We start from the raw sequence: 16,725 nt of genomic DNA, 5'->3' as shown, positions 1-16,725 counted from the left end.
CGGGTCAGTCCGCGGTCGGCTCCGGATGGCGCAGCCGCCATCCCTCCCACGCCGATTCGACCATCTCGCGTACCCCGTGCCGCGCCGTCCAGCCCAGGTCCGCGGTGATCGACTCGACCGACGCGACGGCCTTCGCCGCGTCGCCCGGCCGGCGGGACTCGACCACCGGCGGGACCGTGTGACCCGTGACCTCGGCCACCAGATCCGCCAGCTCGCGCACCGACACGCCTTCGCCGCGCCCGATGTTGTACGTCAGGTCCCCGGGCGTCTCCAGCTCGGCCAGCCGCCGGGCCACCGCCAGATGGGCGTCGGCGAGATCCGTGACATGGATGTAGTCCCGTACGCAGGTGCCGTCCGGTGTCGGATAGTCGTCGCCGAAGATCCGCATCGGCTCACCGCGGGAGATGCGGTCGAAGAACATCGGGATGATGTTGAACACCCCGGTGTCCGCCAGATCGGGCCGCGCCGCCCCCGCCACGTTGAAGTAACGCAGACACGCGGTGGACAGCGAGTGCGCACGGCCCGTGGCGCGTACCAGCCACTCGCCCGTGAGCTTCGTCTCGCCGTACGGATTGATCGGCACGGCCGGGGTCTTCTCCGTGATCAGCTCCACATCCGGCACGCCGTACACGGCCGCCGACGACGAGAACAGGAACCGCTCGACCCCGGCGTCGACCACGGCCTCCAGCAGCACCGTGAGGCCGTGCACGTTCTCCCGGTAGTAGGCGAGCGGCCGCTCGACCGACTCACCGACCTGCTTCTTGGCCGCGAGATGCACCACACCGGTCACCTCGTGGTCGGCCAGCGCCCGGTCGACGACCTCCCGGTCGAGCAACGAGCCGCGCACCAGGGGGATTTCGGCGGGCAGCCGGTCCGGGACTCCGGACGAGACGTCGTCGAGGACGACGACCCGCTCTCCCGCCCCGGTCATGGACAGCGCCACATGCGCCCCGATGTACCCCGCTCCACCTGTGATCAGCCAAGTCATGCCGTCACCTTAGAGCCTGCCGCCGGGCCGCCCCGGCTGTCGTACGGTTACCGGACGTTCACCTGCCGGTCGCGGCATCGACGGTGCAGACCGTGTGGAGTCGGATATGTCTTACGGGACCCCTACGGGTCCCTGGCGGCCACGGTTTGTGAGGCGGGGCACCGATCGACAATGATGATCTCCCGGCGGGTCGGAATTGGCCCGGCTCATGGCGTCCTGCGCGTGAACGGGCAGTGAACTCGGTCTTCCGTTCATCCGATAGCCTCTGCCGACGTGCCGCCGACCCGGATGCCGGGCACAGCCGCCGCGCGTCCGCCCTGTCAGTGTCAAGGAGTGAATTCGTCTGTCGACCGCCATCCTCACCGGTACGCCGGTACCCGGATCGCCGCTCGAAGGCGATCTGCGGTCGCTGGGATTCGACGTGCGCACCGCGCCCGACGCGGCCACGGCGCTGAGCCTGCTCGCCTCGGCGCCCGCCGCCGACCGCGTCGCCCTCGTCGATCAGCGTTTCGTCGGTCATCTCCACGCGCTGCGGCTGGCGTTGACCGATCCCCGCTTCCCGGCGGCGGCCGTCACCGGCGCGCTGACCGCACAGCCCGAGGCGCGTGCCGCGCTGTCTGCGGCGCTGACCACCGTGACGAACGGCACGGCCGCCGACCGTACGGGCACCGCGGCCGACGCCCCCGCCGTCAGGACCGGTGGCGCCGGCGTCGTGACGGAGGCCGAGCAGCCGGTCACCCACACCGCCCCCGAACTCCCGCTCGCCGACCGGGTGGCCGCCGCCGTCGAGGCCGACGGCACCCCCGTACAGCACCCGGAACTCGGCTCCCTCGTCGCCGGCGTCCCGGACACACCGGCCGACCGTGAACAGGCGCTCGCCGCCGTCGCGGCCGTCGACGACGAGGCCGTACGCCTGCGCTCCGCCGTGAAGGCCCGCGACGGCTTCTTCACGACCTACTGCATCAGCCCCTACTCCCGCTACATCGCCCGCTGGTGCGCCCGGCGCGGACTGACCCCCAACCAGGTCACCACCGCGTCCCTGTTCACCGCGCTGATCGCGGCGGGCTGCGCGGCCACCGGAACCCGCGGCGGCTACGTCGCGGCCGGACTGCTGCTGCTCTTCTCCTTCGTGCTCGACTGCACCGACGGACAGCTCGCCCGCTACTCGTTGCAGTACTCGACGATGGGCGCCTGGCTGGACGCGACCTTCGACCGGGCCAAGGAGTACGCGTACTACGCCGGACTCGCGATCGGCGCGGCCCGGGGCGGCGACGACGTATGGGCACTCGCGCTCGCCGCGATGGTGCTCCAGACCGTCCGGCACGTCGTTGACTTCTCCTTCAACGAGGCGAACTACGACTCCACCGCCGCGACAGCCGCCTCCGCAGAGGGCAAAGAGGGCAAGGCCGTCGTCGGCACCCCCACCACCGCCCTCTCCAGCAGGCTCGACAGCGTCGGCTGGACCGTCTGGGTACGCCGGATGATCGTCCTGCCGATCGGCGAGCGCTGGGCGATGATCGCCGTCCTCACCGCCGTGACCACCCCCAGGATCGTCTTCTACGCGCTCCTCGTCGGCTGCGCCTTCGCCGCCTGCTACACCACCGCAGGCCGCGTCCTGCGCTCGGTGACCCGCAAGGCCGTCCGTACCGACCGGGCCGCGCAGGCGCTCGCCGACCTCGCCGACACGGGACCGCTCGCCGAACTGGTCGCCCGCGTGACGCGGCGCCCGGCCCGCGCGCTGCCCGGCGTACTGCCCCTCCTGATCGCCGTCGCGGGCGGCGCCGCCGCCGTCTCCATGGCCGCCTTCGGCCCGCTCGACAGCCCCGTGCTCGTCCTCGGCGCCCTGGTGTACGTCGTGACCTCGGGCATCGCCGTCGCCCACCGCATGGGCGGCGCGCTCGACTGGCTCATCCCGCCGGTCTTCCGGGCCACCGAGTACAGCACCGTCCTGCTCTTCGCCGCCCGGGCCGACGTCCCCGGCGCCCTGCCCGCGGCTTTCGGGCTGGTCGCTGCCGTCGCCTACCATCACTACGACACGGTGTACCGCATCCGTGGCGGCGCCGGAGCCCCGCCCCGTGGGCTGGTCCGGTCACTCGGCGGACACGAGGGCCGAACGCTGCTCGTCGCCGTACTCGCCGCCTTCTCCACGGCCGAATTCGACCTCCCGCTGGAACTGACGCTGCTCACCGTCGTCGTCGCCGTGATCGCGCTCACGGAGTCCATCCGGTTCTGGGTGTCCTCCGGAGCCCCCGCCGTACACGACGAAGGAGAAACCGCATGATCGGCCTCGTACTGGCAGCCGGTGCCGGCAGGCGCCTGCGCCCCTACACCGACACGCTCCCCAAGGCCCTCGTGCCCGTGGACGGCGACACGACCGTCCTCGACCTGACTCTCGGCAACTTCGCGGAGATCGGGCTCACCGAGGCCGCGATCGTCGTCGGCTACCGCAAGGAGGCCGTGTACGAGCGCAAGGAGGCGCTGGAGGCGAAGTACGGCCTCAGCCTCACGCTCGTCGACAACGACAAGGCCGAGGAGTGGAACAACGCCTACTCCCTGTGGTGCGCGCGTGACGTCATCAAGCGCGGTGTGATCCTCGCCAACGGCGACACCGTCCACCCCGTCTCCGTCGAGCGCACGCTGCTCGCCGCCCGCGGCGAGGGCCGGAAGATCATCCTCGCGCTGGACGCGGTGAAGCGGCTCGCCGACGAGGAGATGAAGGTCATCACCGATGCGGACAAGGGCGTGCGGCACATCACGAAGCTGATGGACCCCGCCACCGCCACCGGCGAGTACATCGGCGTCACCCTCATCGAGCCCGAGGCCGCCGACGAACTCGCCGACGCCCTCAGGACCACCTTCGAGCGCGACCCCGACCTCTACTACGAGGACGGCTACCAGGAACTCGTGAACAGAGGCTTCACCATCGACGTCGCCCCCATCGGCGACGTCCCCTGGGTGGAGATCGACAACCACGACGACCTCGCGAAGGGCCGTGTCATCGCGTGCCAGTACTGACCCGACTCATCCCGTCCCCGGTCGTCGTGGACATCACGCGCGGCGCCATGGACGATCTCGCCGGTCTCCTCGCCGACCAGCGGATCTCCGCGTCCGGCAAGCTCGCGATCGCGGTCAGCGGCGGCTCGGGCCAGGCGCTGCGCGAGAAGCTGGCCCCCGTGCTGCCGGACGCCGACTGGTTCCTGGTCGCCGACGGCACCATCGACTGCGCGGTCAAGCTCGCCGACGACATAAAGGGCAAGCGGTACGACGCCGTCGTCGGCCTCGGCGGTGGCAAGATCATCGACGTCGCGAAGTACGCGGCGGCCCGCGTGGGCCTGCCGATGGTGGCCGTCGCCACCAACCTCTCGCACGACGGCATCTGCTCGCCGATCTCCACCCTGGACAACGACAACGGCCGTGGCTCGTACGGCGTCCCGACCCCCATCGCGATCGTCGTCGACCTCGATGTCGTCCGCGATGCCCCGGACCGCTTCGTCCGCTCCGGCGTCGGTGACGCACTCTCCAACATCTCCGCCATCGCCGACTGGGAACTGTCCCACGCGATCAACGGCGAGCCCGTGGACGGACTGGCCGCCGCCATGGGCCGTACCGCCGGTGAGGCCGTCCTGCGCCACCCCGGCACCGTCGGCGACGACGAGTTCCTGACCGTCCTGGCCGAGGCGCTCGTCCTCACGGGTATCGCCATGTCGATCAGCGGCGACTCACGCCCGTCGTCCGGCGCCTGCCACGAGATCAGCCACGCCTTCGATCTGATCTTCCCCAAGAGGGCGGCGAGCCACGGCGAGCAGGTCGGGATGGGCGCCGCCTTCGCGATGCATCTGCGCGGCGCGCACGCGCAGTCCCAGCTCATCGCCGAAGTACTGCGCCGACACGGGCTGCCGGTGCTGCCGGCCGAGATCGGTTTCAGCCTGGACGAATTCGTCCGGGCCGTGGATTACGCACCGCAGACCCGTCCGGGACGCTTCACGATCCTGGAGCACCTCAACCTGTCCCCGGACCAGATCAAGGACGCCTACGTCGACTATGCAAAAGCCATCGGTAGCTGAACTACGCCCGGTCGTTCACCCCCCGGGTGTCAAGGACCGGCGGAGCGGCGAGCACTGGGGGGGCCGGCTCTACATGCGCGAGGTCTCCCTGCGCATCGACCGGCACCTGGTGAACACGCGGGTCACGCCCAACCAGGTGACCTACGTGATGACCGCCGCGGCTGTCCTCGCGGCCCCCGCCCTCCTGGTGCCCGGCATCACGGGCGCGGTGCTCGGTGTGGTGATGGTCCAGCTCTATCTGCTGCTGGACTGCGTCGACGGCGAGATCGCCCGCTGGAAGAAGCAGTACTCGATGACCGGCGTCTACATGGACCGGGTCGCCGCGTACCTGTGCGACGCCGCCGTGCTGCTCGGCTTCGGACTGCGCGCCGCCGACGTGTGGGGCACCGGGCGGATCGACTGGCTCTGGGCCTTCCTCGGCACCCTCGCCGCCCTCGGCGCGATCCTGATCAAGGCCGAGACCGACCTCGTCGGTGTCGCCCGTCATCAGCAGGGCCTGCCGCCGGTCAAGGAGACGGCGTCCGAGCCGCGCTCGTCCGGCATGGCGCTGGCCCGCAGGGCCGCCGGGGCGCTGAAGTTCCACCGCCTCATCCTCGGTATCGAGGCGTCGCTGCTGATCCTGCTCCTGGCGATCCTGGACGCGGTCCGGGACGACCTGTTCTTCTCCCGGCTCGGCGTCGCCGTGCTGGCCGGTATCGCCGTCGTGCAGACGCTGCTGCACCTCGTGTCGATCCTCGCCTCCAGCAGGCTGAGGTGAGTGACATGCGGCTCGGCGCGGTGATCATCACCATGGGCAACCGCCCCGACGACCTCCGGGCCCTCATCGACTCCGTCGCCAAGCAGGACGGCGACCCGATCGACGTCGTCGTCGTCGGCAACGGCGCCCCGGTCGGCGACGTGCCCGACGGCGTACGGACCATCGAGCTGCCCGAGAACCTCGGCATCCCCGGTGGCCGCAACGTCGGCATCGAGGCCTTCGGCCCCTCCGGCGGCGACGTGGACGTCCTGCTCTTCCTCGACGACGACGGGCTGCTGCCCGGCACCGACACCGCCGAGCTGGTCCGCGCGGCGTTCGCCGCCGACCCGGTCCTCGGCATCGTCAGCTTCCGGATCGCCGACCCCGAGACCGGTCTCACACAGCGCCGCCACGTCCCCCGGCTGCGCGCCTCCGACCCCCTGCGGTCGTCCCGCGTGACGACCTTCCTGGGCGGCGCCAACGCCGTCCGTACGAAGGTCATCGCCGAGGTCGGCGCCCTGCCCGGCGACTTCTTCTACGCGCACGAGGAGACCGACCTCGCCTGGCGGGCGCTGGACGCGGGCTGGATGATCGACTACCGCTCCGACATGGTCCTCTTCCACCCCACGATGCCGCCGTCGCGGCACGCGGTCTACCACCGCATGGTGGCCCGTAACCGGGTCTGGCTGGCGCGCCGCAACCTGCCCGCGCCCGTCGTACCCGTCTATCTCGGCGTCTGGATCCTGCTCACCCTCGCCCGCCGTCCGACCGTTCCCGCGCTGAAGGCATGGTTCGGTGGTTTCCGGGAAGGCTGGACGACTCCCTGCGGTCCACGCAGGCCCATGAAGTGGCGTACGGTGTGGCGGCTGACCCGACTGGGCCGACCGCCTGTCATCTGACAGGCTCGGCTCTGAGAGCATCGGGGTTTACCTCCGGGCCCCGGCTGTCCACGTCTGTGCCCGACCGGCTGCGCATCTTGAACACGAAAGTTTCAACTTGTGAGTGACACAACCCATGACGGCGCGATCGCCATGAGCGCCCCGCCGTCACCCGACGACGGTCTGTCCTCGACCGAACTGGCCGCCAAGTACGGCCTGTCGGTGAGCGGTGCCCGTCCGGGACTGGCCGAGTACATCCGCAAGCTGTGGGGCCGGCGCCACTTCATCTTCGCCTTCTCCCAGGCGAAGCTCACGGCCCAGTACAGCCAGGCGAAACTCGGTCAGCTCTGGCAGGTGGCGACCCCACTTCTCAACGCCTTCGTCTACTTCCTGATCTTCGGGCTGATCCTGAACGCCGGCCGCGGGATGGAGATCCGCGTCTACATCCCGTTCCTGGTGACGGGCGTGTTCGTGTTCGCCTTCACACAGACGTCCGTGATGGCGGGCGTGAAGTCGATCTCGGGCAACCTCGGGCTGGTGCGCGCCCTGCACTTCCCGCGCGCCTCGCTGCCCATCTCCTTCGCGCTCCAGCAGCTCCAGCAGCTGATGTTCTCCATGATCGTGCTGCTGACCGTGGTGGTCGCCTTCGGGAGCCTGCCGGGCCTGTCCTGGCTGCTGGTACTGCCGGTGCTGGTGCTCCAGTTCTTCTTCAACACCGGTCTGGCGCTGATCATGGCGCGGCTGGGCAGCAAGACGCCCGACCTCGCCCAGCTCATGCCGTTCATCATGCGGACCTGGATGTACGCGTCGGGCGTGATGTTCTCCATCCCGCTGATGCTCGCCAACAAGCCGAACTGGCCGAGCTGGATCGTCGACGTACTCCAGTACAACCCCGCCGCCATCTACATGGACCTCATCCGCTTCGCGCTGATCGACGGTTACGGCTCCGAGAACCTGCCCCAGCACGTGTGGGCCTCGGGTCTCGCCTGGTCGCTGCTCGTCGGCATCGCGGGCTTTGTGTACTTCTGGAAGGCTGAGGAACGATACGGCCGTGGCTGACCTCGACAAGCAGGGACGCGTCCCCACCGTCATCGCCGACGACGTGCACATCGTGTACCGCGTCAACGGCGGCGGCGGTGGCAAGGGCAGCGCGACCGCGGCGCTGAGCCGCATACTCAGGCGCGAGAAGGGCGAGTCGCGCGGAGTCCGTAAGGTCCACGCCGTCAGGGGGGTCACCTTCACCGCGTACCGCGGTGAGGCGATCGGTCTGATCGGTACCAACGGCTCCGGGAAGTCGACCCTGCTGCGCGCCATCGCGGGGCTGCTGCCCACGGAGCACGGCAAGGTGTTCACCGACGGTCAGCCCTCGCTGCTCGGTGTCAACGCCGCGCTGATGAACGATCTCACCGGCGAGCGCAACGTCATCCTGGGCGGTCTGGCCATGGGAATGACGCGCGAGCAGGTACGTGATCGCTACCAGTCCATCGTCGACTTCTCCGGCATCAACGAGAAGGGCGACTTCATCACCCTGCCGATGCGTACGTACTCCTCCGGTATGGCCGCCCGGCTCCGCTTCTCCATCGCGGCGGCCAAGGACCACGACGTCCTCATGATCGACGAGGCGCTGGCCACCGGTGACCGCAAGTTCCAGATCCGCTCCGAGGCGCGGATCCGCGAGCTGCGCAAGGAGGCGGGCACCGTCTTCCTGGTCAGTCACAGCAACAAGTCGATCAGGGACACCTGCGACCGGGTGCTGTGGCTGGAGAGGGGCGAGCTCCTGATGGACGGCCCGACGGACGAGGTGCTCAAGGCGTACGAGAAGGAGACCGGCAAGTAGCCGGATCCCCAAGGGAGTTCGAGCACCCGACACGTACCGCCTCGACGCTCGCCACCCGACACGCACAGCGAAGCGGCCCCCGCCGGAATCGATCCGGCGGGGGCCGCTTCGCTGCGTACGGGCCCTCAGACGCCGGCCGGGGTACGGTCCGGTTCGGCGGTGGCGGCCGGGGCCGGCTCCTCGGCGAGGCCCACCTTCCCGTGCAGCGTGCGCAGCGCGGACGGCGCGTACCAGGCGCCGCGCCCGAGCAGCCGCATCGCGGCCGGTACGAGAACGCCGCGCACCGCCACCGCGTCGATGACGATCGCCAGACCGCTGCCGATGCCGAACATCTGGAGGAAGCTGATCTGGCTCGTCCCGAAGGCGAAGAAGCTCACGGCCAGCAGCCCGGCGGCCATGCTGACGATCCGCCCGGTGCGGGCCAGGCCCTGGGTGACGGTCGTCGTCCGGTCCGCGCCCGCGTCGTGCAGCTCCTTCATCCGGCTGGTCACGAACACCTCGTAGTCCATGGACAGGCCGAAGGCGACGCAGAACAGCAGCACGGTCATCGAGGTGTCCATCGGCTGCGGGGTGAAGCCCAGCAGCGACGACAGATGGCCGTCCTGGAAGATCCACACCATCGCGCCGATCGCGGCCGACAGGCTGATCGCGTTGAGCAGCAGTGCGCGCAGCGGCTGGACGACGCTGCCGGTGAACAGGAACAGCAGCACGAAGGTCGTCACGAGGAACAGCCCGATCGCCAGGGGCAGCCGGTCACCGATGGACTGCCGGGAGTCGACCAGCGTCGCGTCCGTGCCGCCGACCAGCATCTCGGTGCCCGCGGGCCGGTCCACGGCGCGGATGTCCGCCACCAGGTCCTGGGCGGCGCCGGACTTGGGCGCGGTGTCGGTGACGACGGCGAGGCGCTGCGCGTCCGGCCGGGCGAGGCCCGCGCCGGCCGGGCCCGGCCGCTCGCTCCGTCCGTCGGTGTAGGTGCCGGTGGAGGCGTCGACGCGTACGACACCGTCCAGCCGGGACAGTTCACCCGCGTACGCCGCCAGCGGCGCCGCCGCGACGGCCGAGGTGCTGACGATCTGGACGGCGCCCGCCTCGTCGGTGGGGAAGTCGTTCTGGACGGCCGTCGCGACCTGGCGGCCCGCGGCGTCCTCGGGCAGCACCCGCTCGTCGGGCGTGCCGAACGTGACCCCCAGCAGCGGGCTCGCGACGAGCAGCAGCACGGCGAGCACGGGCAGGGCGGTGAGGGCGGGCCGGCGCATGACGAGCGCGGCGAGCCGTCCCCAGAACGGCGCGTCCGAGCGGCGTACCGTCTTCGCCCACGGCAGCCGCCCCTTGTTGACCCGGTGGCCCAGCACGGCCAGCAGCGGCGGCACCACGAACAGGGCGGCGACGACCGCGATCACGACCACGCCGATCCCCGCGTAGGCGAAGGACCGCAGGAAGAACGGCGGGAAGACGAGCAGCGCGGCGAGCGCGGCGGCGACGGTCGCGGCCGAGAACAGGATCGTGCGTCCCGCCGTCCGTACCGTGGTGCGCAGCGCCTCGGGGACCTCCTCGCCCGCGGTGAGCTGTTCACGGAAGCGGCTCACGAGGAGGAGCGCGTAGTCGATGCCGAGGCCCAGACCGAGCGCGGTCGTGAGGTTGATCGCGAAGACCGACACCTCGGTCACGCTGCCGAGGACGAAGAGCAGCGCGAACGTACCGACGATCGCGATCAGCCCGATGACCAGGGGCAGCATCGCGGCCACCAGGCTGCCGAAGGCGAGGACCAGCAGCAGGAGCGTCACCGGTACGGCGATCGCCTCGGCCACGGCCAGGTCGCCGGAGACCTGTGAGCTGACGTCGATGCTCACGGCGCTCTCGCCGCCGGCCCGGACCTCGACCCCGTCGCGCTCGCCCGTGTAGCGGTCGATGAGCCGCTCGGCGCGTTCGCCGCGCTCGGTCTCGTCCCCCTTCACATGGAGGGCGATCAGCGCTTCGCCGCCGTTCTCGGAGATCAGCCGCGGGCTCTTGGTGTCCCAGTACGAGACGACGTTGCTCACGCCGGCGTCGTTCTTGAGGCCGTCCGTGATGGAGCGGCCCCGTTCGTCGACGGCGGGGGAGCCGGGCCCCTGCCGACCCGTTCCTTCCGGGCCGACCAGGAACAGCAGATTGGTCTCGCCCCCGAACTTGTCGTCGATCCGGACGGCGGCGCGTGAGGACTGGGCGTCGGGGTCGTCGAATCCGCCGCCGAGCAGCTTGCCGAAGGCGCCCGCGCCGAGCGCGCCCATGGCGACCACGGCGACGGTCGCCAGTACGAGTAGGAGCCGCGACCTCTTCAGGGCCAGCTCAGCGATCTTGGACAGCACGGGATCCCCCATCTCCGAATGTTAACGGCGTCAACACTGACTCTGGCAGGGGATGTTAATGGTGTCAACATCGGGCAGGATGAAGGCATGGAGACCAACCGGGCGAACCAGGGGGCCAAGGCCGGCTATCACCACGGCGACCTGCGCAACGCGCTGATCACCGCCGGAGTGGAGCTGGCGACCGACGGGGGCCCGGCGAAGGTGGTCCTGCGTGAGGCGGCCCGCCGCGCCGGCGTCTCGCCCACCGCCGCCTACCGGCACTTCGCCGGACAGGGCGATCTGCTCTTCGCGGTCAAGATCCAAGCGCAGCAGCTGCTCGCGGACGCCATGGAGCGGGTCGCGGCCTCTCTGCCTCCGGGCGACCACCCCGGGGCCGCCGCCGAGCAGCGCCTGGCGGCGATCGGCCGGGGCTACGTGGGCTTCGCCCTGGAGCACCCCGGCCTCTTCCGTACGGCCTTCTCCCATTCGATGCCGGGCGCCGGCGAGGACACCGGATGGGGTGGTGTGACACCGCCCGCAGACAACCCCCAGTACCGCTCGTACAACCTGCTGAGCCAGGCGCTGGACGAACTGGTCGCCACCGGACGCATGCCCGCCCAGAACCGTCCCGGCGCCGAGGCCGCCGCCTGGTCGACGGCGCACGGTCTCGCGATGCTCCTTCTCGACGGGCCGATGGGCCGACTCCCGGCCGCGGACCGGGACGCCGTGATCGGGCGCACGACCGACACGATCGTCGCCGGTCTCCTGGTGCCCCGGGACCGCCCCCGGGGTTCGTGAGCGGACCGTGGGTGGATCATGTGGCGAGACTGTGTGAAGTCCCCTTCGGGCGGGGCCCTCGACCGTTGCCCCCGGCCGGTGATCGGCACCGCCCGGGGCCGCCAACAGCCCGTGAACAGTCAAACTTCCGTCAAGTCCCGCGCCGCTGCGGAAGGTTGAGGTGGCCCGCCGCGTTCTCGTTGTGGGCGAGGTCCCCCGGCGCGGCCGTGGGCGTTGTACAACGTAAGCTGTAGCGGTGCTGATTCGTGGCAAGAGCGGCGATACGTCCGTAAGCCCCGGCTGACCCGTCGAGGGTCCGCCAGATCGGCGGCATCCCCGTGGTCAGGCCGCGCGGCGTGTCCGAAATGGGATGTTTGGGTCGGCAGTGTAGAACGGGAGACGTGACGGCAATGACGGTTGATCTCCAGCTCCGCGAGGGTCGCGCCGTCCCCGCAGTAGGCGGTCCGCAGTGACGGGCGCCCCCCAGAACCAGGTCGACAGCTCCGCGCGTGCCACCCTCGACAAGGCCTCCGGTGAGAACTTCCCGGTCGCCCCCTTCTTCCTGCCCCGCGCCTGGCGCGAGGACCTCATGGCCGTCTACGGCTACGCCCGCCTCGTCGACGACATCGGCGACGGCGACCTCGCACCCGGCGGCGCCGACGCCCGCCACCTCGGCCTCGACCCCGCGCGCACGGACGACAGGCTCGCCATGCTGGACGCCTTCGAGGCCGACCTGGGCCGCGTGTTCGACCCGGCGGGCCCGGCCCCCGGCCACCCGCTGCTGCGGGGCATCGTCCCCACCGTCCGGCGCCACTCGCTCACTCCCGAGCCGTTCCTCGATCTGATCGAGGCCAACCGCCAGGACCAGTCCGTACGGCGCTACGGCACCTACGACGACCTGCTCGCGTACTGCCAACTCTCCGCCAACCCCGTCGGCCGGCTCGTCCTCGCCATCACCGGCACCGCCAGCCCCGAACGCGTGCGCCGCTCCGACGCCGTCTGCACCGCGCTCCAGATCGTCGAGCACATCCAGGACGTCGCCGAGGACCTGGCCGACGACCGTGTCTATCTGCCCGCGGACGACATGAAGCGGTTCCATGTCACCGAGGCGGACCTCGCCGCGCCGACAGCGAGCGCCTCCGTACGGAGCCTGATCGCCTTCGAGGCCGAGCGCGCCGGCCAACTCCTCGACGAGGGAGGGCCGTTGGTCCACAGCGTCCGCGGCAGGCTCCGGCTGCTCCTCGCCGGATTCGTCGGCGGGGGGCGCGCCGCCCTCTCCTCGGTGGCCGCCGTGGGACACGATGTACTGCCCGGACCGCCCAAAGCCACCACACCACGTCTGCTGCGTGAAGTGGGAGCAGTCCTGCGGAAAACGCACAGAAAGGGGTGAGCCGGATCGTGGAGGAACAGACCCCCGTGTCGGCACCGGTACTGGCCGCGTACAGCTACTGCGAGGCCGTCACCGGGCAGCAGGCCCGTAATTTCGCCTACGGCATCCGGCTGCTGCCCGCCGAGAAGCGGCAGGCCATGTCGGCGCTCTACGCGTTCTCGCGGCGCGTCGACGACATCGGCGACGGCACGCTGGAGCCCGGTGCCAAGCAGTCGAGGCTCGAGGACACCCGCGCCCTCCTCGGACGGATCAGACAGGGCCGTGTCGAGGAGGACGACACCGACCCCGTCGCCGTCGCGCTCTCCGACGCGACCCGTCGCCTCGCGCTCCCGCTCGGCGGGCTCGACGAACTGATCGACGGCGTCCTCATGGACGTCAAGGGCGAGACGTACGAGACGTGGGACGACCTCAAGATCTACTGCCGCTGCGTCGCCGGAGCCATCGGCAGACTCTCCCTCGGTGTGTTCGGCACCGACCCCGCCGCGACCGGCACCGAGCGCGCGCCCGAGTACGCCGACACCCTGGGCCTCGCCCTCCAGCTCACCAACATCCTGCGCGACGTACGCGAGGACGCGGGGAACGGCCGCACGTACCTGCCCGCCGACGACCTCGCCAAGTTCGGCTGCTCGGCAGGCTTCGACACCGCCGTCCCGCCCGCCGGCGCCGACTTCACCGGGCTCATCCACTTCGAGGTCAGACGGGCCCGCGCCCTCTTCGCCGAGGGCTACCGGCTGCTGCCCATGCTCGACCGGCGCAGCGGCGCCTGCGTCGCCGCCATGGCGGGCATCTACCGCCGGCTGCTCGACCGCATCGAACGCGACCCCGAGGCCGTCCTGCGCGGCCGGGTCTCACTGCCGGGACGCGAGAAGGCGTACGTCGCCGTGCGCGGCCTCTCCGGTCTCGACGCCAGGAGCATCTCCCGGCAGAGCGTCAGGAGGCGCCCGTGACAGTCCCGCAGGGCACCGGCACCCGCGCCTTCCCGCGCGTCGGCATCGACATCACGGCCGCAGGATCAACCCTCCGTACACCGGACGCGTCCCTGACTGCGACAGTCGCGGGGGAGGGCGCATGACAACAACGGACAGCGCCGCCTCCCGCCACGCGGTCGTCGTCGGCGGCGGCATCGCCGGGGTCACCGCCGCACTCCAGCTCGCCGACGCCGGAGTGCGTGTGACGCTCGTCGAAGGGCGCCCCCGCCTCGGCGGTCTCGCTTTCTCCTTCACCCGCGGCGAGTTGACCGTCGACAACGGCCAGCATGTGTACCTGCGCTGCTGCACGGCCTACCGCTGGCTCCTCGACCGCGTCGACGGCGCCGCCCTCGCGCCCGTCCAGGACAGGCTCGACGTCCCCGTACTGGACGTGGGACGCGCGGACCGGCCCCGCGTCGGACGGCTGCGCCGCGACGCACTGCCCGTACCGCTGCACCTCGCCGGAGGGCTCGCCGCCTACCCGCACCTCTCGCTCGCCGAGAAGGCGTCCGTGGGACGTGCCGCGCTCGCCCTCAAGGCGCTCGACCCCGCCGACCCGGCGCTCGACGGCATCGACTTCGCGACCTGGCTCCGCCGGCACGGCCAGTCGCCGCGCGCCGTCGAGGCCCTGTGGAACCTCGTCTGCGTCGCCACCCTCAACGTCCGCGCCGAACAGGCCTCCATGGGCCTGGCCGCGATGGTCTTCAAGACCGGACTGCTCTCCGAGCGGGGCGCCGCCGACATCGGCTGGGCACGGGTACCACTGGGCGAGTTGCACGACACGCTCTCCCGCAAGGCACTCGACGCCGCCGGCGTACGCACCGAACTGCGCACCCGCGTCACGGCCGTGACGCGCGCCGAGGGTGGGCGCTGGAGCGTCGACGTACCGGGGGAGCGCATCGAGGCGGACACGGTGATCCTCGCCGTACCGCAGCGCGAGACGCACGCGCTGCTGCCCGACGGCGCGCTCGACCAGCCCGGCCGGCTCCTCGACATCGGTACGTCGCCGATCCTCAACGTGCATGTCGTCTACGACCGCCAGGTGCTGCGCCGCCCCTTCTTCGCCGCACTCGGCACCCCCGTGCAGTGGGTCTTCGACCGCACCGAAGCCTCGGGCCTGAAGGAGGGGCAGTACGTGGCGCTGTCGCAGTCGGCCGTCACGGACGAGATCGACCTGCCCGTCGCCGAACTGCGCGAGCGCTATCTGCCCGAGCTGAAACGTCTCCTCCCGGCCGCGAGAAGCGCCGAGGTGCGGGATTTCTTCGTGACACGGGAGCGGACTGCCACCTTCGCCCCGACACCTGGCGTGGGACGTCTGCGCCCCGCCGCCCGCACCCGGGCGGCCGGTCTCTTCCTGGCGGGCGCGTGGACCGCGACCGGCTGGCCCGCGACCATGGAAGGTGCGGTCCGCAGCGGTTTCAGCGCGGCGGGCGAGGCCCTGTCCGAACTCGGCCGCACCCACCGGCATCCGCTGCGGGAGGCCGCGTGAGACAGGACGCCGCCGGGACGGGCGCGACGAGGACGAGTACGGCGACGACGCGTACGGGACCCATGAGTACTGCGAATAGAGGAGAGACCGTGCCGACTGTGCCCCCGGCCAATCCGGCTGTCGACACCGCGGACGTCTTCGCTCTGCTGGAGCGCGGCCGTGCCCTGTCAACCCCCGTGCTGCGGGCCGCCGTCGGCCGGCTCGCCCCGCCGATGGACACCGTCGCCGCCTACCACTTCGGCTGGATCGACGCCGAGGGCCGGCCCGCGGACGGTGACGGCGGCAAGGCCGTACGTCCCGCGCTCTCCCTGCTGTCCGCCGAGGCGGCGGGATCACCGCCCGAGACGGGTGTTCCCGGCGCCGTCGCCGTGGAACTGGTGCACAACTTCTCGCTGCTGCACGACGACCTGATGGACGGCGACGAACAGCGCCGCCACCGCGACACCGTCTGGAAGGTCCACGGCCCCGCCCAGGCGATCCTCGTCGGTGACGCGCTCTTCGCGCTCGCCAACGAGGTCCTGCTGGAGATCGGCACCGTCGAGGCAGGCCGGGCCACCCGCCGCCTCACCACGGCCAGCCGCAAACTGATCGACGGCCAGGCGCAGGACATCTCCTTCGAGCACCGCGAGCGGGTCACCGTCGAGGAGTGCCTGGAGATGGAGGGCAACAAGACGGGCGCGCTGATCGCCTGCGCCGTCTCCATCGGCGCCGTCCTCGGCGGGGCGGACGACCGGACGGCCGACATCCTGGAGTCGTACGGCCACCACCTCGGCCTCGCCTTCCAGGCCGTCGACGACCTGCTCGGCATCTGGGGCGACCCCGGGGCCACCGGCAAGCAGACGTGGAGCGATCTGCGGCAGCGCAAGAAGTCCCTGCCGGTCGTCGCCGCGCTCGCCGCGGGAGGCCCGGCGTCGGAACAGCTCGCCGAACTCCTGGCCGCCGACGCCAAGAGCAACGACTTCGACAGCTTCTCGGAGGAGGAGTTCGCGACCAGGGCCGCGCTCATCGACGAGGCCGGCGGCCGGGAGTGGACCTCCCAGGAGGCCCGCAGGCAGCACACCGTCGCCATCGAGGCCCTGAGCCGCGTCGACATGCCCGAACGTGTCCGCGCGCAGTTCACCGCGCTCGCGGACTTCGTCGTCGTACGAAAGAGATGATCACCATCGCCATTCGCATATCCACGCTCACCGGAGGCTGACGCACCACAAGCCTCCGTAGTCGCCGTTCGGCGGGTCGTGACCGATCCGCCGGACGACGGAGACCCCAGCACAGCA

At 71.0% G+C, this 16,725-nt stretch carries 15 protein-coding genes; 13 read left to right on the top strand and 2 right to left on the bottom strand.

The features are described from left to right. Positions 1-4: 4 nt before the first annotated feature. Complete coding sequence (gene galE, locus ACFWHU_RS01050) at positions 5-988, bottom strand: UDP-glucose 4-epimerase GalE (RefSeq protein WP_385799097.1); 984 nt, start codon at positions 986-988, stop codon at positions 5-7. A 343-nt stretch (positions 989-1,331) separates the two neighbouring features. On the opposite strand from galE, the gene ACFWHU_RS01045 reads away from it, so the two are divergent. The 7 genes from ACFWHU_RS01045 to ACFWHU_RS01015 all read left to right on the top strand — a co-directional run bounded on the left by ACFWHU_RS01045 (position 1,332) and on the right by ACFWHU_RS01015 (position 8,503). Then, positions 1,332-3,269 carry a DUF5941 domain-containing protein gene (locus ACFWHU_RS01045; protein WP_387223938.1) on the top strand — a complete coding sequence of 646 codons (1,938 nt, stop codon included), beginning with the start codon at positions 1,332-1,334 and terminating at the stop codon, positions 3,267-3,269. After that, positions 3,266-4,003 (top strand): sugar phosphate nucleotidyltransferase, encoded by a 738-nt coding sequence (locus ACFWHU_RS01040; RefSeq protein ID WP_387222976.1) that lies wholly within the window; start codon positions 3,266-3,268, stop codon positions 4,001-4,003. The genes ACFWHU_RS01045 and ACFWHU_RS01040 overlap by 4 nt, the downstream gene beginning before the upstream one ends. After that, the gene (locus tag ACFWHU_RS01035) at positions 3,991-5,052 is read left to right on the top strand and encodes an iron-containing alcohol dehydrogenase family protein (protein ID WP_387222973.1); all 1,062 of its coding nucleotides are present in this window, start codon (positions 3,991-3,993) and stop codon (positions 5,050-5,052) included. Before ACFWHU_RS01040 ends, ACFWHU_RS01035 begins: the two co-directional genes overlap by 13 nt. After that, complete coding sequence (locus ACFWHU_RS01030) at positions 5,030-5,809, top strand: CDP-alcohol phosphatidyltransferase family protein (protein WP_385799103.1); 780 nt, start codon at positions 5,030-5,032, stop codon at positions 5,807-5,809. Before ACFWHU_RS01035 ends, ACFWHU_RS01030 begins: the two co-directional genes overlap by 23 nt. A gap of 5 nt (positions 5,810-5,814) precedes the next feature. Then, entirely contained in the window at positions 5,815-6,687 is an 873-nt protein-coding gene (locus ACFWHU_RS01025; protein WP_387223936.1) for a glycosyltransferase family 2 protein, read from the top strand. A 99-nt stretch (positions 6,688-6,786) separates the two neighbouring features. Then, positions 6,787-7,725: an ABC transporter permease gene (locus tag ACFWHU_RS01020; protein ID WP_385799105.1), complete on the top strand. Its 939-nt coding sequence runs from the start codon at positions 6,787-6,789 to the stop codon at positions 7,723-7,725. Then, complete coding sequence (locus tag ACFWHU_RS01015; RefSeq protein ID WP_385799107.1) at positions 7,718-8,503, top strand: ABC transporter ATP-binding protein; 786 nt, start codon at positions 7,718-7,720, stop codon at positions 8,501-8,503. The genes ACFWHU_RS01020 and ACFWHU_RS01015 overlap by 8 nt, the downstream gene beginning before the upstream one ends. A 125-nt stretch (positions 8,504-8,628) precedes the next feature. On the opposite strand, the gene ACFWHU_RS01010 is transcribed toward ACFWHU_RS01015, so the two are convergent. Next, complete coding sequence (locus tag ACFWHU_RS01010) at positions 8,629-10,860, bottom strand: MMPL family transporter (RefSeq protein WP_387222970.1); 2,232 nt, start codon at positions 10,858-10,860, stop codon at positions 8,629-8,631. Positions 10,861-10,935: 75 nt separating this feature from the next. Between ACFWHU_RS01010 and ACFWHU_RS01005 the strand changes: the two genes are divergently transcribed. The 6 genes from ACFWHU_RS01005 (at position 10,936) to ACFWHU_RS00980 (ending at position 16,608) form a co-directional block, all read left to right on the top strand. Continuing rightward, on the top strand, positions 10,936-11,625 hold the full coding sequence (locus ACFWHU_RS01005; protein WP_387222969.1) for a TetR/AcrR family transcriptional regulator: 690 nt from the start codon (positions 10,936-10,938) through the stop codon (positions 11,623-11,625). A 448-nt stretch (positions 11,626-12,073) separates the two neighbouring features. Then, entirely contained in the window at positions 12,074-12,994 is a 921-nt protein-coding gene (gene hpnC / locus ACFWHU_RS01000; RefSeq protein WP_387222967.1) for a squalene synthase HpnC, read from the top strand. Next, the gene (hpnD, locus tag ACFWHU_RS00995) at positions 12,991-13,941 is read left to right on the top strand and encodes a presqualene diphosphate synthase HpnD (protein WP_385793134.1); all 951 of its coding nucleotides are present in this window, start codon (positions 12,991-12,993) and stop codon (positions 13,939-13,941) included. The genes hpnC and hpnD overlap by 4 nt, the downstream gene beginning before the upstream one ends. Beyond that, the gene (locus ACFWHU_RS00990; protein ID WP_387222964.1) at positions 13,938-14,066 is read left to right on the top strand and encodes a hypothetical protein; all 129 of its coding nucleotides are present in this window, start codon (positions 13,938-13,940) and stop codon (positions 14,064-14,066) included. The genes hpnD and ACFWHU_RS00990 overlap by 4 nt, the downstream gene beginning before the upstream one ends. Beyond that, positions 14,063-15,451: a hydroxysqualene dehydroxylase HpnE gene (hpnE, locus tag ACFWHU_RS00985; protein WP_387222962.1), complete on the top strand. Its 1,389-nt coding sequence runs from the start codon at positions 14,063-14,065 to the stop codon at positions 15,449-15,451. The genes ACFWHU_RS00990 and hpnE overlap by 4 nt, the downstream gene beginning before the upstream one ends. A 98-nt stretch (positions 15,452-15,549) precedes the next feature. Then, positions 15,550-16,608, top strand: coding sequence for a polyprenyl synthetase family protein (locus ACFWHU_RS00980; RefSeq protein ID WP_385793387.1), 1,059 nt, complete (start codon positions 15,550-15,552; stop codon positions 16,606-16,608). The last annotated feature ends 117 nt before the right edge of the window (positions 16,609-16,725 follow it).

Source organism: Streptomyces sp. NPDC060366 (assembly GCF_042725135.1).
Taxonomy (GTDB): domain Bacteria; phylum Actinomycetota; class Actinomycetes; order Streptomycetales; family Streptomycetaceae; genus Streptomyces.
The sequence above is the reverse complement of the archived record's forward strand: the minus strand, read 5'-3'. Positions and strand labels throughout refer to the sequence as shown.